Source organism: Marinomonas ostreistagni (assembly GCF_016461785.1).
Taxonomy (GTDB): domain Bacteria; phylum Pseudomonadota; class Gammaproteobacteria; order Pseudomonadales; family Marinomonadaceae; genus Marinomonas; species Marinomonas ostreistagni_A.
Window position 1 is genome coordinate 200510 of sequence record NZ_JAEMUH010000001.1, and the last position, 14806, is coordinate 215315.

Sequence of the window (14806 nt, forward strand, 5' to 3'; positions counted from 1 at the left end):
TAACAGTGTGCTAAGCTACTACAAACTAATGATTTTTTGGGTGCGATTAAGATGGTGACTGATAGACCTGATATTAATCAGGTGCTTTCTCAAATGCGTGACTTGCGGAGTCAAATCCAATCGCCTGGTTCCAATGCGACCTCAGGTATTGCACAGTCGAGTGCGCAAGCCGCCCAAGAAGTAGAGCGACCTGACTTTTCAGATATGCTGAAAACTGCTGTTGATAACGTCAACTCGTTGCAAAAGGAAGCAACTTCACTGGCTCAAGCCTATGAGCGAGGCGAAGAAGGTGTAGATTTACCTCAAGTGATGATTGGATTACAAAAGTCCAGTGTCTCTTTTGAAGCAATGACTCAGGTACGAAATAAGCTGGTAGATGCTTACGAGAAAATAATGAATATGCCCATTTAATTGGGTTTTTTGCGGCAGTACTGAATGGATAATGTCCCAGCAGAACGATCAGAGCAAAAGCTCTATTTAGACTTATTGACTGGCTTCAATAAGCTGACTGTTATTCGTCAGCTTGCATTGATGGTCGGTTTAGCTGCGTCTATTGCGATTGCTCTAGCTGCGGTTCTATGGACATCTGGACCTGAGTACAAGCCTGTCTTAAGCAGCATTACGGACTACAATGCTGATCAGATTGTTGAAATCTTAAACGTCAATAATATCCCTTTTAAACTTGATGAAAATACAGGCGCATTGTTAGTAGAAGGTGACTATTATCATCAAGCAAGGTTGAAGCTTGCAGGATCGGGTATTGTTTCTGACAATATCGTTGGTCTTGAAATTATGGACCAAGATCAATCTCTTGGTACTTCTCAATTTGTTGAAACGACACGTTATCGCCGAGGTCTAGAGGGCGAGCTTAGCCGAACTATTACCAGTCTTCAAAGTGTCAAATCTGCTCGTGTGCACCTCGCGATTCCAAAAGAGTCTGTTTTTGTGAGGGATACGCGAAAGCCCAGCGCTTCGGTATTTCTTGAGTTATATCCAGGTCGGCGCTTAGATCGTAGCCAAGTGGATGCGATTGTAAACTTAGTTGCCTCAAGCATTTCTCAACTTAGTGACAAAGATGTCACTGTGGTCGATCAAAGAGGTACTTTGCTGACCGAGAAAGATAGCAGCTCTGAGTTGTCTATAGCTGGCAAACAGTTCGAATATACGCGTAGAGTAGAAGATGTTTTACTGCAACGTGTGAATAATATTTTATCACCAGTGGTAGGCGACGGTCGTTTTAAAGCTGAAGTCTCGACAGATATTGATTTCACTGCTGTTGAGCAGACAGATGAGCAATACAACCCAGATTTATTAGCTTTGCGTAGTGAACAAACCCTACGAGAAAGACGCTCTGCCAATGGAAGTAATAATGGTGTTCCAGGCTCTTTGACGAATCAGCCTCCGGGGGCTGTGACCATTCCTGAAGCCGCAGACGAAAATGGTGCAGCGATAGGGGGGAGTGGTTCGAATGCCAACGGGCAGTCAAGGGAAGAGACAACTCGTAATTTTGAGCTAGATCGAAGTATTAGTTACACCAAAAGACAACAAGGTACGGTCAGACGTTTATCTGTGGCGGTTGTAGTGGATGATATTGTCTCGATTGACCCGGAGTCTGCAGCTATTGTGCGTACACCCTGGAGTGATGAGGAGCTTAGTAGGCTGACCTTGTTAGTTCGTGATGCAGTGGGTTATGACCCATCTCGTGGTGACAGCGTGAGTGTCATTAATTCGCCTTTTGCTGCCCCCGAGCCGCCTGAAGAAATTGACCCAGTACCTTTTTATCAACAGAGCTGGTTCTTAGATCTATTGCAACCTGCTTTAGTGGGTATGTTTATTCTTCTTCTCTTGTTAATGGTGGTTCGTCCGATACTGAAAACACTTGGTGAGCAAAATAAAATTGCTGTGGCCGAAGATACTGAAGCCGCTATATTTGCTGATGAAACGGATGAAATTTCTGATGATCAAGTATCTCTGGTCAGTGCAGAAGATGTATCTGTTCCGGGTTCACCTGAGAAAATCGAGAGACAGTTAAATGCTATTCGTGGCCTTATTGCGGAAGAGCCAGAGCGAGTGGCTCAAGTAGTAAAACAATGGGTTTTGGAAGGCTAGTATGAGTGAAGCTGCAGCAGGAGATATGAGCTCCATTCAAAAGGCGGCAGTATTGTTAATGTCGCTAGGTGAGTCGGATGCAGCACAAATCTTAAAACATATGGGACCTAAAGAGGTTCAGCGAATTGGTCAAGCGATGGCGCAACTGGCTAACGTGCAGCGTCACCAAGTTGAAAAAGTGCTTGATGAGTTTTTGATTCTTGTCGGAGATCAAACAGGGCTAGGTTTAGGCGCAGATGGCTACATTCGCAACATGCTTAAAGAGGCATTAGGTGAAGAGAAAGCCGGTAGCTTAATTGATCGAATTCTACTAGGTGGTAATACCACGGGCTTGGATACACTGAAGTGGATGGAGCCTCGTGCTGTGGCGGATGTCATCCGTTATGAGCACCCGCAGATTCAAGCCATTGTTATTTCTTATCTAGATCCTGACCAGGCCGCTGATATCTTGGCAAACTTTGATGAGCGCGTACGTTTAGATATTGTCCTGCGTGTTGCGTCACTTGAAACTGTTCAGCCTGCTGCCCTACAAGAGCTGAATAATATTCTTGAGCGTCAGTTCTCAGGCAACAATTCAACGAAATCTACGTCTATTGGTGGTGTGCGTACGGCTGCTAACATTATGAACTTCATTGATAGTTCGGTTGAAGCAGAGCTAATGGAGTCTATTCGTGATGTGGATGAAGATCTTGCAAGCAGTATTCAGGATCTTATGTTTGTCTTCGATAACTTACTTGAAGTGGATGATCGCGGTATTCAAGCGATTCTTCGAGAAGTGGAGTCTGAAACACTTATTTTAGCCCTTAAAGGAGCTGACCCGGATATGCAGGAGAAGGTGTATAAGAACATGTCTTCTCGTGCCGCAGATATGTTGAAGGATGACTTAGAGGCGAAAGGTCCAGTTAGGGTTAGCGAAGTGGAAGTGGCGCAGAAAGAGATTCTGGCCATTGCTCGTCGTTTGGCTGATAACGGCGAGATTGTTCTCGGCGGTGGCGGCGAGGCAATGGTTTAGTAAATGTCTGATTCAGAAAAAAAGCTCACAGCCTATGAACGTTGGGAGCTACCGCATTTAGAGGCTGGAGAAAATACCAAAAAAGCGTCTCAGGCCCTTGCTATTAAGGAAGATGATGCGGTTGAAATCACAGAAGAAATTGATGAAGACTCTTTAGTATATGAGCCTCTAACTGCTCAGCAATTAGAAGAAATCCGTTCTGCAGCATTTGAAGAGGGCTTTGCTCAAGGGCAAGAGGAAGGCCTCAAGTCTGGTTACGAAGAAGGTTTGGCGAAAGGTCAAGAAGAAGGCTACAAACAAGGCTTAGAGCAAGGTTTAGCTGAAGGTGTTGAGCAAGCTGTTAAGGAAGGTGTTGCGCTAGCCGAGTCAAGGCTGGCACCACTGGAAGCGTTATTAAATGATGCCTTAAAAGAGTTTGAGCAACCTTTAGAGAGTACAAAAGAGCAGATTGAACAGCTTTTACAGTTTGCGACTAAGCGGATTGTTGAGCATGTGGTGAAACGAGAATTGCATGAAGAAAGTGAGACATTACTGAAAAGTGAACTCGAAAAAGTCTTTAGTATTCTTGGTGACAAAGAAGGTCGTGCGGTTCTGAAAGTGCACCCCGCCAATGCTGAAGCAGCTGAAGCTCTTGCCGTCGACCAGCGTTTGACGCTTAAAATAAAAGCTGATCCTTCATTGCTTGAAGGTGGTTTTATATTAGATTCTCATGCATTTTATGTTGATGGAACTATTGAATCTCGTTTGAATGATGTACTTAAATCTCTTGATGCCTCCCATTAAAGTACAATTATGCCTACCCTCTTAGAACGCTTAAGTCGCCTTCAAAGCCAGTCTTTGCCTGATTACTCAATTGAAATTGAGGGTAAAGTAACGCGTATGGTTGGATTAACAATGGAAGCTGTTGGTTGTGTGGCTGCATTAGGAGACCGCTGTGCTGTTCAGGTAGGAAAAAGTCGCTGGGTTGAGTCTGAAGTGGTTGGTTTTACAGGCGACTTAACTTATCTCATGCCAACCGAAGCCATAGATGGTATTGCCCCTGGTGCTCGTGTTCGTCCACTTAAAGAAGACAGTCAAATGCCCGTTGGTCCAGGGTTGTTAGGTCGAGTAGTGAATGGCTTAGGTCGTCCATTAGATGGTAAGGGGCCAATTCAGGCAGAAGAAAGCGTCAGCCTACAGGGAGAGATAATCAACCCTTTACAGAGGAAGCCGATCAGTGAAACATTGGATGTGGGTATCAAAGCAATCAATGCACTGCTAACCGTTGGTAAGGGACAGCGACTAGGTTTATTCGCCGGAAGTGGTGTCGGTAAGAGTATGTTGCTGGGTATGATGACTCGTTTTACCGAAGCAGATATTACGATTGTTGGTCTCATCGGGGAGCGTGGACGAGAGGTTAAAGAGTTTATTGAGCAAATCTTAGGTGAAGAAGGGTTGGCTCGCTCCGTAGTTGTTGCGTCACCTGCTGATGATTCTGCCTTAATGCGACTGAGAGCTGCTGTTTTGACGTCCCGTATTGCGGAATATTATCGAGATCAAGGTAAGAACGTATTGCTACTGATGGACTCTTTGACTCGATATGCTCAAGCCCAGCGTGAGATAGCACTGTCTGTAGGTGAGCCACCAGCAACCAAAGGTTATCCACCATCGGTGTTCTCGAAGCTGCCATGGCTGGTTGAAAGGGCTGGTAATGGCAAAGAGGGAGGAGGTTCAGTAACAGCATTTTATACTGTTTTAACGGAAGGGGATGACCAGCAGGACCCTATCGCTGATGCTTCTCGTGCAATTCTTGATGGTCATATCGTGTTATCAAGGCGATTGGCAGAAGAGGGGCATTATCCAGCAATTGATATTGAGGCGTCTATTTCTCGTGCCATGCCGCATATTGTGACCGAGCCACATCTGCAAGGAGCCATGCGTGTTAAACAGCTTTACTCTAGATATCAGCAAAATAGAGATCTCATCGCAGTCGGGGCATATACAAAAGGGTCGGATCCAGAGCTTGATCAAGCCATCTTGCTTATACCTGCTATTAATGAATTCTTAAGGCAGTCTCTCTCTGAAAGTTTTACCCTTGATAAAAGTCTAGAAGCATTGGTAGCGGCGATGACTTCCGTACCCGCTAAGTAGACGCTTGTCTTTTAAGTCGCTAATATCAGAGTAATTCTGAGGGATAAGCATGAAAAAATCCGAGCGCATGCAAGTACTGGTCAATCTATCTCAACGTAAAGAAGATGAGGTTGCTAAGGCCTTGGCAAAGGACCAAGCTCGTTTGCAGCATGACCAACTAAAACTTCAAGAGCTAAAAGATTACGCCGCGCAATATGATCAAGAGCGAAATCTACTTGGCTTATCTCCTTACCTTACAACTAACTATCAGCATTTTGTAAACCGTTTACAACAGGCAATTCAGCAGCAAGAGCAGCAAGTAAAGCGATCTCAGCAGCAAGTGTCTATGGCAATGAAACGTTGGCAAAATGCTCGAGCTAAAACAAAAGGCATGGACTGGCTGAAAGATAAAAGCATCAATGAAGAGCTCAATTTTGAGAACAAGCAGGAACAAAAGCAGATTGATGAATTTGCTAATCGTGCTTTTTTTGAACGGATGCGCTCTTAATGAGTTTCTCCGATGTTGCTTTTACTCCGAAATTAAATAGAGCGTTTTATGATATCGAGCGCTCTATTGTAGAAGTAAGTGTTCACCCACTTAAAGCCCATCGCGAATTAGACTTGTTATTCGAGACGGTTTTGCAAGAGCCTGTAGTAGCCGGTGCGTCGACTTATCTCGAAGAGGTGAAGTCTCTGCTTGATCGTATGTTGGAGCAAGGTTTGTTTTTAGACCTGCGTCAGTGTCAATTACTGATGGCTTGGGTCACAGAGCTTCGTTCGCAATGGATTCGTCGTGTCGAGTTTAAAGAACCAAATGACTTTACTTTATTGCAGCGTCTTCATGCTGACTTGCTTCGATCGGAAAAGTCTCAAGAACAACCAGTACAATCCTTTCATGGTTTCTTTGAAGGAGATATTGATGAGGGCTTTCATAATGTGGCAAAGCTGTCTGATTTTGGTTATTGGGTGATCGATCGAGCTGATAATCATATCTGCGACCATAATCATCAGGCGATGCTTTATTTGAGAGTTATCTTAGAAACTGGGCTATCGTTGCAGGATCTCCAAATTAATTTGCCAAACTGGAAATGGAGTTTAATAAAGCCAGGAGACAATACTGCTCTAAAGCTACCGGCGAATAGTGAAAACTACTGGGTGGATTGGCTACATTTAATGGCCACTGAGCGGGAAGTCTGGCGTCGTAGTGCGTCTTTTCTTCGGTTTTATCAGTCCTTACAAGAGCAGGTGCGACAGCAGTTTTCCCAGCCTTTGGATGCTTTTATTCGTTGTTCAGGTAAGACAAACCTGCGAGTGTTAATGAACTCTGATGTCCCTGAAGAGATTGAAGATTTTGATCTTTATGGTGGTAGAGTCTTTCTCCAAGATGCTCAAGGCTTCACTAATCACGTTTTACCACTTTCTGAATCAGTTATACCGGTATATATCATAAGCTATGCTAATGACACCATGGTTATTCCTGTGTTTAGTGTCCTAAAGTTAGAGGAGAACTTGGCTGATGAGGACTCTGGTTGGGTGTATCGTGATAATAGTTGGGATATGGTCAGATCAGGAAAGGGCTTTGCAGGCTCTATTACGATAAAGCAAAGCAAACAAACGATCCGAGTTTTCTATGAGGCAATAAACCGAGAATATGGTGCGGTGTTAAGATCTAATTGTTTACCGCAAGAGGTTCGTAATGTTTGGAGTGTCCGAGAAGATTTTTTGCTTGAGCCTGCTTTACCCCTCGAGAAAAGGCAAAAAGGGATTTTATTGAAGCATTCTTACAGTCCTTCTGCATATCAGATCAAACCACGTAAACCTGTATTTTTTCAGATTATGCCGAATAATGGGATTGAGTTATTTGCGGATATGGTAGTAGGGCTTGTGCCCTATAGTTCGGTTCGAAGATTAATGAAAAGCTTTGTTTATCACAGTGGTCAAGTGATTCCTCTGATTGAGCCAGAGGCAAGTTATTGTCACAGTGATGATATGGTTATTTTTATCGCCTCAAAAGGCGTATATTTTGCTTTTCGTGGTCGTTACAGTATAGGCGGAAGTGCTGTCCATAAACTTATTGAAGGAGAGCAAATTGTTTTATCGAAAAGTAGTGAAGGTTTCCAAATAACGTTGCTTGAAGAAGGGTGGTTCTTTCTTGATCAAAGGCATACATACTTACTTCAGAAACAGATGTTAGAGATAATGGATTAAGATGCAAAGTAATCATTCTGCTTATACCGCATTTGATAAACGCCGAATTCGATTTTCAGATTGGATCATCCAGTATGCAATTGTATTCCTGTTGCTTTTCTCTGGTGTTCTATTTGGCTCCTATTATGCCGTGAACCAAAAGCAGGAAGCCGTTTTTCAAACACTGGCTGAATTGCATGATATCGCCCACTCTTCAAGTAAGCTCACTATGCTTTGGCAATCTAAGTACATTGACAACGATAATGCTATCTCTGACCTTATTTCAAAGGAGTCGATGCTCGCCCAGCGTCTACAAAGCGTTCTATCTAACAGTGATGGCTTGCCCACTGCGCCAATCGCGTTTTCCAAATTTACAATATCTGAACAAGCACAGCTTGCGACCAATCGCTTAGAACAGTTGGGGCAAATTGCCTTAGAAAAAAGCGCACAATTTAACAGCAAGAATATTTGGAGCTACCCCTTAATTCTGGCAATAGGGGGGAGCTGGCTTTTACTCTTCGCTTACCTAATTTGGGGGTGGCGTCGAGTTCTGCAGGATCGTAGGAGCTCTATTCATTTTTACCATGCTCAAGTAGACCGAGCTCAAGTAGGCGCACACATGACAGTGCCAATGGCTAGAAATGATGAGTTCGGGGAGTTTGCACGCTACTTAAGCAGCTATATTCAAGTTCTAGAAACGGAAAAGCAGCAATCAGAAAAGGTGTCGACCCTTTACAAGGCTGCCTTATTAAATTCCTTATCTTCAAAATTAGTACTGAATTCCTCGCGAGAAGTACTGACAGTGAGTGAAGGCTTTTATGAGCTATGGGTGTTGGAGTCAGACGTATTATCTGAATTACTGGGAATTGATGCCCAGTTAACTGAGTTAGATGGCGAGATAGTTTCAAAAAGTCTGATCAATGGTAATAAAGGGGCTTCGATAAAACTAGGGCGTCATCACTTTGATATTCGTTGTATTGAAATAGATTTAGGGCAAGAGCAAGGCTATTTAATTGAGTTTTCTAAAGTGATTCTAAGTGCTGAAATTAGGGTGCTTGAAGCCACGCTAAGTCTAATGGCCAGTGATGTATGGGACGCACCCATACGTATTCTTGATGAAGAGTCCCCATATTTTAGCTTTTCACGAAAACTAGAGCGAACTCGTCAGCAGGTTGATTCATTTTTACAAGGTGTTGATCACTTTGTAAAAGAGCGTGACAAAGAATATCCGAAGATTACTAAACTGCAACAGTTGTTAGATTGGATGGGTGCTAATCTCAAATCTGAAAATTCTGAAGTTGAATCATTGATTAATTCTCATGAGCAGCTTCATTTAGATATAGATACGAGTAAGCATGAATTTCTCAAGGTTCGAGAGCAGATTGAGTATCGTTTTGAGTTGTATGAAGCCTATTTACAGCAATTGCTAGAATGGCAAGCCTCTCAAGGCACTTGGGTAGCGACTGTAAACAATGGCTTAATCGATGCGAAAGAGGCGATACTGAATTTACTCAGTGTTGTTCATACTGAGCCAACCAGTGCCAGTTTAATTGAGCACAGTGTGATCGATCTGACGCATGATATTGATACGGTACTTGCTTCCATAGTTGAATCAAAACCGTTACCAAGAGAGTTGCGATTAGAGCATATTAAAAGTAGTGAATCCGATTTAATGCGGCACTTAAATGATGTGCAAACTCGACTTGATGCGCTTTCAAGCTCTGTGAAACAGGGCCTACCAAGTATGAAAGACTCGCTTAACTTTGATAAGTAAACAAAATAGGTTAGTGGAGTACGGTGTATGATCATCAGCCAACTTGACGATAGCAAATCAACCGCAGTGTTAACCATTAAAGGTCGTTTTGATTATTCCTGCCAACAGGAATTTCGTGAGTGCTTTGGACAGTACCCAAAGGGCACTGAATATGTAATTGACCTTACTGAGGTGAGTTACATTGATAGCTCGGCACTAGGGATGCTGTTACTTTTAAGAGATCATGCTGGTGGTGACGGCGGCAAAGTGGCGCTCAAAGGTGCTTCAGAATTCGTTAGTAGTGCTTTGAAAATGGCGCGTTTTGAAAGACTCTTTACATTTCGTTGAAAGGTAGGGTGTAGGCAATGAAGGATCAAAACCTCAAAATTCTGGTTGCAGATGATAATCCCTCTGATCGCATGTTGTTAGAGACAATGTTAAGCCAACTAGGACATGTTGTCGAAACGGCGGTTGATGGTCAGGATGCGGTTGAAAAATTTGATCCCAATACTATTCAGTTAGTGTGTCTAGATATAAAAATGCCGCGTAAAGATGGGTGGGAGGCGGCCCTAGAAATACAGAAGATCGCTGCAACAAAATTGGTCCCTATTGTCTTCTTATCAGGCGTTTCGGAACCCGAAGCATTACAGAAATGTCTAGACGTAGGCGCAACAGATTTTATTTCTAAGCCTTACAGCCCAACACTGGTTTCTGCAAAGCTCAGTGCTATTGCACGCTTATTATTAATGCAGAATATGCTGTCTGAACAGCGTGACGAGCTGTCTCTTTTGAATCAGCAAATGGTTCATGATCAGGAGGTGGCTAAACTTGTTTATGAGCGAATTACGCACTCAAATTGTCTCTCTGATCCCGCATTAAGCACGCTACATCATGGTAGCCATATCTTTAACGGTGACGTGATTTTAGCTGCGTATAAGCCAAATGGTGGAATGCATGTTTTATTAGGAGACTTTACTGGTCATGGTTTGTCCGCTGCAATTGGTGCTCTACCTCTGGCGGATATCTTTTTCGAATGGACTGAAAAAGGTTTTGTTATGCGGCAAATTTTACCTGAGATAAACAAACGTTTGCATAACATACTTCCTCCCAACATGTTTTGTGCTGCTGCGTTTATTGATATCAATGCCCATAACAGAACCATCGCCGTATGGAATGCAGGTCTACCCGATCTGTTGTATTTTTCTGCAGACTCCAAATTACCAAGAATGATTCATTCTGACTCTCTGCCATTAGGTATTCTGAATGAGCATGAGTTTGAGGCCAATATTGAGTTGCTCACTTATGAACAGGGGGATTATCTGGTTGCGTTCACCGATGGTGTCTACGAAGCTCGAACCAAAGAAAATAAAATACAATATAACAGTGCATTAGATCCTCTTTATGCGGGAGCCGTTAAAGGTAGTCCTTTTGATTGGTTGGAGGGAATGCTGAAAGATGAGGGGATTCTTGATAATCCTCACGATGATATCTCTGTTTTAGGGGTTGATTTATCTCTTGCACAGGACAACAGCTTAAACTCAAAAGCGCTTAGCGACGTCAAAAGCTTCGATGCGCCTGCTGATTTTGCATTTAATTATGAACTCAATGCAGACTCACTTAAAAATACTGATCCGTTGCCCTATTTACTGCAAATATTAACAACCGTGCCGGAGCTTAGTAAGCGTTCAAGTGAAGTGTTTATGATCCTCTCTGAGATGTACTCGAACGCTTTGGAGCATGGCATATTGAAGCTCGATTCTAATTTAAAGCGAACAGTTGAAGGTTTTGCTGATTACTATGCATCCAGAGAATTGACCTTAAAGAGCTTGACGGAAGGTTGGTTAAGAATTGCTATAAAAGTCAGTGCTGTCAATCAGCATGGCTCCTTATATATTACTATGACAGACAGTGGTGAAGGTTATGATATCAGTGCCATTGATTTAGATGATGTTGATCATGAGAAGCCTTTTAGTCGAGGTTTGAGCCTAATTCATCAGATGTGTCATAAAGTTGAACTATCAAAAAACGGATCCCAAATCTCAGTTCATTACCGCTGGTAAACTTGGCCTTTTCTTTGCAACTCATGTGTTGATTAGTGGAGGTTGCCCATGATTACTAGCCCATCAGCCATAACAGTTTCAACAGCATCTAAGAATGTTAGATCTTCGAATGCTATTAGCAATTCGCAGGAAAGCTTTTCGTCTACTCTTGAGCAAGTGACGAGCTCTCCTCGTGCGAGCCAAACTTCTGCCTCAGCACCAGACAACACTGTAGAATCAAATAAAAATCAAGAAAATCAATACACTGAAAGTGCCACAGATGAACGTGTCACTGCATCTACAGACCTCGAAGCGGATACATCTACTGAGCAAGTGGATGAGGATGTAAAGGCTATTTCTAATGAGGATAACGCTGACAAAATAACGTCAGAAAGCACTTTACAGGATGAAATGGGGCTAAAAGAAGAAGTTGTTGTAACCAATAACGGTAGTGTAGATGAATCGAATGTCATAGATCCGTCTGAGCAACCATTGTTAGGTGGCAAAGAGCGGCAAGTGAGTGGGCAAGAGCTTGCAGTAGAGGCGCCGATACAGGCTACAAATCCTGAGGATTCATTAACTCAAGACAATAAAGCTGCCTCCTTAGATAAAGCGTTGTCGCAAGAGCAATTGCTGGATGATGTTGATCGCACTGTTGAAGAGCTGACAGATTCTCTAGAGAACGATGAGCAGAGTGACACTAATCAGCAGCTTGAGCAGGTGTTTGTCTCCCTTGATGCCTCTCCTTCTATTAATCAGCAAAATATTAATGGAGAGCTTGGGGTGAGTAGCACACCGTTGGAGGGTGAAACGTCAGGCATTAGCGTGTCCATTTCAGGCTCTTCGTCGCCTCAGGCTTTGAATGCTTCAGCGAGTACTCTAGAGCATGGAGTAGCTGAGGTGCCGAGAAACTTAGATATTACAAATCTGGGAAATGCAGCGTCATCGTTGATGGGGGTAGAAAATACTAGCTCGGAAATTAAGGCGACGACTGAATCTACTTTGAATGTGACGCTGACAGCATCATCGGATGGCTCTAGAATCGCAGCGTCGCAAGTGTCTATGAATGATGTTCGTCAGTCGTCATTAGAGGCTTCCTCCACTCAGACGACTACAGAAAGATCGCTAGAGGGTTTGTCTAAGGCCAATTTAGAAACACTTAACAGGTCGGTAGAGACTGCTGCAGTCGAGGGTGATGAAGTAGGGGATGTTGAAACCAGCGATAACAACAACCTTCGTTGGATCATGGAGCAAATGTCTAAGCAGGCGACGGCAAGCAAAACCTCCGAAGCAGCGGGATTGAATGTGTCATTGGATGACACAAGTGCCGAGCAAAGTACATTGCTCGATGTAGACGTAGATCTATTGCAAGAAGTGCCAAACGATGAGTTGCTGAACCAAGAAATGGATGAGTTAATCAGCGACAGAAAAACCTTTGAACAAATTATGTCTAATTTAGGCAGTGTCTCTCAACAAGGTACGCAGAGTTTTGGGCTACAGAGTGCTCAATCAAACCCTGCAACAATGCGCGGTGACTCAGCTGCAGCCCAGTTGACCATGCAGTCTTTGCCAGATGCTCAGGCATTCCCAAGCGAGATGGCAACAAAAGTCTCTTGGGTTGCTAAAGAAGGTTTTAAAACAGCTCATATACAGTTAGATCCCCCTGAACTTGGTAGTTTGACGGTGAAAGTGAGTGTTGATCAGGACTCCAATACTCATGTGAGCTTTGTGGCAAGTTCAGCGCAAGCGAAGGATGCTTTAGAGGGACAGATGCAAAGGCTTCGTGAAATGCTACAACAGCAGGGGGTGCAGTTAGACTCTGTTGATGTAGAAGTTTCACAGGGTAACGATCAAGCGTTTGGCTCGAACGGTTCTGAGGGGAATGGTCAGTCGTCTAATTCCTTTGCTGGTCTGGGGGACTCAGATGTAGGGGATGAAGAGATTGAAAATGTTTCATATGTTTCCTCTCCTGAGCAAGGGATTGATTATTACGCGTAGAAAACCGTGGTGATTCACTATAATCTTTGTAGAATAGTAAGATTCAAGCATTCATTGAATGTAGTAAGATAATTTTGCATGAACAAGGGTTGTATATGGCAGACGATGAATTAGATGTTGGTGCTGAAGAAGGGAAAAAAGGCGGCAAGAAGAAGCTGATAATCATCATTCTGGTGGCGTTGTTGGTGCTTGGTGGTGGCGGTGCTGCGGCATTCTTTTTCCTGATGGGCGGCGATGACCCTGAAGCGGCGGAAGGCGATGAAGTGGCGACTGAAGAAATGGTGCAAACCGATGGACCAGCAATTTATCTCGATTTAGATCAAGCTTTTGTCGTTGATTTCCTTGTATTAGGTAAGCAGCGCTATTTGCAATTAAATATGACTTTGAAATCTCGAGACCAAGGCCAAATAGATGCCGTGAAACTTCATATGCCTTTGATTAGAAATAGTTTGGTTTTACTGTTTTCAAGTCAATCGTTTGACGAATTGCAGACGGTTGAAGGTAAGCAAGCTCTGAAGCTTGCTGCGGTTGATACAATCAATAATATCCTAACGCAAGAAACAGGCTTAGGTGGCATTGAAGACGTGTTATTCACAAACTTCGTGATGCAATAAGGTCTGACCTACTATGGCTGCACAAGACTTATTATCTCAGGATGAAATCGATGCGTTATTGCATGGGGCGGATGAAAAACCTGATGCCGATGATAACGCTGATGCTGGTGGCATTTCATCCTATGATATAACGAGCCAAGAAAGGATTGTGCGTGGGCGAATGCCTACGCTTGAGATGATTAACGAGCGTTTTGCTCGTTATACCCGTATTAGTCTATTCAATTTACTTCGCCGCACTGCAGACGTTTCTTCTGGTGGTCTGCAGATTATGAAGTTTGGCGAATATGTTCATACCTTGTATGTCCCAACCAGTCTTAACCTTGTTAAATTTCGTCCTCTTAGAAGTACCGCGTTATTTATTTTAGATGCCAAGCTGGTGTTTAAGTTAGTAGATAACTTTTTTGGTGGTGATGGGCGTCACGCAAAAATTGAAGGGCGAGAGTTTACGCCGACTGAAATCCGCATTGTGCAATTGATGTTAGAGCAGGTTTTTGTCGATCTAACTGAAGCTTGGGCACCAGTTTTAAAGGTTGACCTTGAGTATATAAGTTCTGAAGTAAACCCTGCGATGGCCAATATTGTTAGTCCTAGTGAGGTAGTTGTTGTATCAACCTTCCACATAGAACTTGATGGTGGCGGTGGTGAACTGCATATCACATTACCCTATTCGATGATTGAGCCAGTGCGAGAGTTGCTGGATGCTGGTGTTCAGAGTGATGTAGATGAAAAAGATGAGCGCTGGGGGAAATCTCTTGAGCAGGATGTGCGAGAATTAGATGTTAAGCTTCAAGTTAATGTCGCCAATAAAAAGGTGCGTCTTGGGGATGTAATGAAGTTTAAAGCAGGCGATGTGTTACCAATTGAAATGCCTGAGTTGGTAACAGTGAGAGCGAATAACGTACCGTCTTTTAAAGGTAAGTTAGGAGTGAGTAATGGTCGCTATGCGGTGGAAATGATTGAAAGTTGTAAAAACTCTAAGAATTAG

The 14806-nt window shown here is 43.3% G+C and carries 13 protein-coding genes; all 13 read left to right on the forward strand.

Features of this window, described 5'->3' with window-relative positions:
* Positions 1–51 precede the first annotated feature (51 nt).
* The gene (fliE, locus tag JHD44_RS00940; RefSeq protein WP_233401537.1) at positions 52–411 is read left to right on the forward strand and encodes a flagellar hook-basal body complex protein FliE; all 360 of its coding nucleotides are present in this window, start codon (positions 52–54) and stop codon (positions 409–411) included.
* Positions 412–435: 24 nt separating this feature from the next.
* The gene (gene fliF / locus JHD44_RS00945; RefSeq protein WP_199460185.1) at positions 436–2109 is read left to right on the forward strand and encodes a flagellar basal-body MS-ring/collar protein FliF; all 1674 of its coding nucleotides are present in this window, start codon (positions 436–438) and stop codon (positions 2107–2109) included.
* Between the two features lies 1 nt (position 2110).
* A complete protein-coding gene (gene fliG, locus JHD44_RS00950; protein WP_133562579.1) occupies positions 2111–3121 on the forward strand; it encodes a flagellar motor switch protein FliG in 1011 nt (336 codons plus the stop codon).
* A gap of 3 nt (positions 3122–3124) precedes the next feature.
* The gene (locus JHD44_RS00955) at positions 3125–3904 is read left to right on the forward strand and encodes a FliH/SctL family protein (RefSeq protein ID WP_199460187.1); all 780 of its coding nucleotides are present in this window, start codon (positions 3125–3127) and stop codon (positions 3902–3904) included.
* A 9-nt stretch (positions 3905–3913) separates the two neighbouring features.
* Positions 3914–5251, forward strand: a complete 1338-nt coding sequence (gene fliI, locus JHD44_RS00960; protein WP_199460189.1) for a flagellar protein export ATPase FliI — start codon at positions 3914–3916, stop codon at positions 5249–5251.
* Positions 5252–5300: 49 nt separating this feature from the next.
* The gene (gene fliJ / locus JHD44_RS00965; protein WP_199460191.1) at positions 5301–5738 is read left to right on the forward strand and encodes a flagellar export protein FliJ; all 438 of its coding nucleotides are present in this window, start codon (positions 5301–5303) and stop codon (positions 5736–5738) included.
* Positions 5738–7438: a hypothetical protein gene (locus tag JHD44_RS00970; RefSeq protein WP_199460193.1), complete on the forward strand. Its 1701-nt coding sequence runs from the start codon at positions 5738–5740 to the stop codon at positions 7436–7438. The genes fliJ and JHD44_RS00970 overlap by 1 nt, the downstream gene beginning before the upstream one ends.
* Before the next feature lies 1 nt (position 7439).
* Positions 7440–9191: a hypothetical protein gene (locus tag JHD44_RS00975; RefSeq protein WP_199460195.1), complete on the forward strand. Its 1752-nt coding sequence runs from the start codon at positions 7440–7442 to the stop codon at positions 9189–9191.
* A gap of 27 nt (positions 9192–9218) precedes the next feature.
* On the forward strand, positions 9219–9518 hold the full coding sequence (locus JHD44_RS00980) for an STAS domain-containing protein (protein WP_199460197.1): 300 nt from the start codon (positions 9219–9221) through the stop codon (positions 9516–9518).
* A gap of 17 nt (positions 9519–9535) precedes the next feature.
* Positions 9536–11230: a SpoIIE family protein phosphatase gene (locus JHD44_RS00985; RefSeq protein ID WP_199460199.1), complete on the forward strand. Its 1695-nt coding sequence runs from the start codon at positions 9536–9538 to the stop codon at positions 11228–11230.
* A 48-nt stretch (positions 11231–11278) separates the two neighbouring features.
* The gene (locus JHD44_RS00990; protein ID WP_199460201.1) at positions 11279–13207 is read left to right on the forward strand and encodes a flagellar hook-length control protein FliK; all 1929 of its coding nucleotides are present in this window, start codon (positions 11279–11281) and stop codon (positions 13205–13207) included.
* Positions 13208–13302: 95 nt separating this feature from the next.
* On the forward strand, positions 13303–13821 hold the full coding sequence (locus tag JHD44_RS00995; RefSeq protein WP_199460203.1) for a flagellar basal body-associated FliL family protein: 519 nt from the start codon (positions 13303–13305) through the stop codon (positions 13819–13821).
* Positions 13822–13834: 13 nt separating this feature from the next.
* Complete coding sequence (gene fliM, locus JHD44_RS01000) at positions 13835–14806, forward strand: flagellar motor switch protein FliM (protein WP_199460205.1); 972 nt, start codon at positions 13835–13837, stop codon at positions 14804–14806.

Bases quoted from the DNA above. Each gene is read 5' to 3' on its own strand.
- JHD44_RS00995 (WP_199460203.1), top strand. From the start codon at position 13,303: ATGGCAGACGATGAATTAGATGTTGGTGCTGAAGAAGGGAAAAAAGGC.
- JHD44_RS00985 (WP_199460199.1), top strand. From the start codon at position 9,536: ATGAAGGATCAAAACCTCAAAATTCTGGTTGCAGATGATAATCCCTCT.
- fliM (WP_199460205.1), top strand. From the start codon at position 13,835: ATGGCTGCACAAGACTTATTATCTCAGGATGAAATCGATGCGTTATTG.
- fliJ (WP_199460191.1), top strand. From the start codon at position 5,301: ATGAAAAAATCCGAGCGCATGCAAGTACTGGTCAATCTATCTCAACGT.
- fliF (WP_199460185.1), top strand. From the start codon at position 436: ATGGATAATGTCCCAGCAGAACGATCAGAGCAAAAGCTCTATTTAGAC.
- JHD44_RS00990 (WP_199460201.1), top strand. From the start codon at position 11,279: ATGATTACTAGCCCATCAGCCATAACAGTTTCAACAGCATCTAAGAAT.
- fliG (WP_133562579.1), top strand. From the start codon at position 2,111: ATGAGTGAAGCTGCAGCAGGAGATATGAGCTCCATTCAAAAGGCGGCA.
- JHD44_RS00980 (WP_199460197.1), top strand. From the start codon at position 9,219: ATGATCATCAGCCAACTTGACGATAGCAAATCAACCGCAGTGTTAACC.
- JHD44_RS00975 (WP_199460195.1), top strand. From the start codon at position 7,440: ATGCAAAGTAATCATTCTGCTTATACCGCATTTGATAAACGCCGAATT.
- JHD44_RS00955 (WP_199460187.1), top strand. From the start codon at position 3,125: ATGTCTGATTCAGAAAAAAAGCTCACAGCCTATGAACGTTGGGAGCTA.
- fliE (WP_233401537.1), top strand. From the start codon at position 52: ATGGTGACTGATAGACCTGATATTAATCAGGTGCTTTCTCAAATGCGT.
- fliI (WP_199460189.1), top strand. From the start codon at position 3,914: ATGCCTACCCTCTTAGAACGCTTAAGTCGCCTTCAAAGCCAGTCTTTG.
- JHD44_RS00970 (WP_199460193.1), top strand. From the start codon at position 5,738: ATGAGTTTCTCCGATGTTGCTTTTACTCCGAAATTAAATAGAGCGTTT.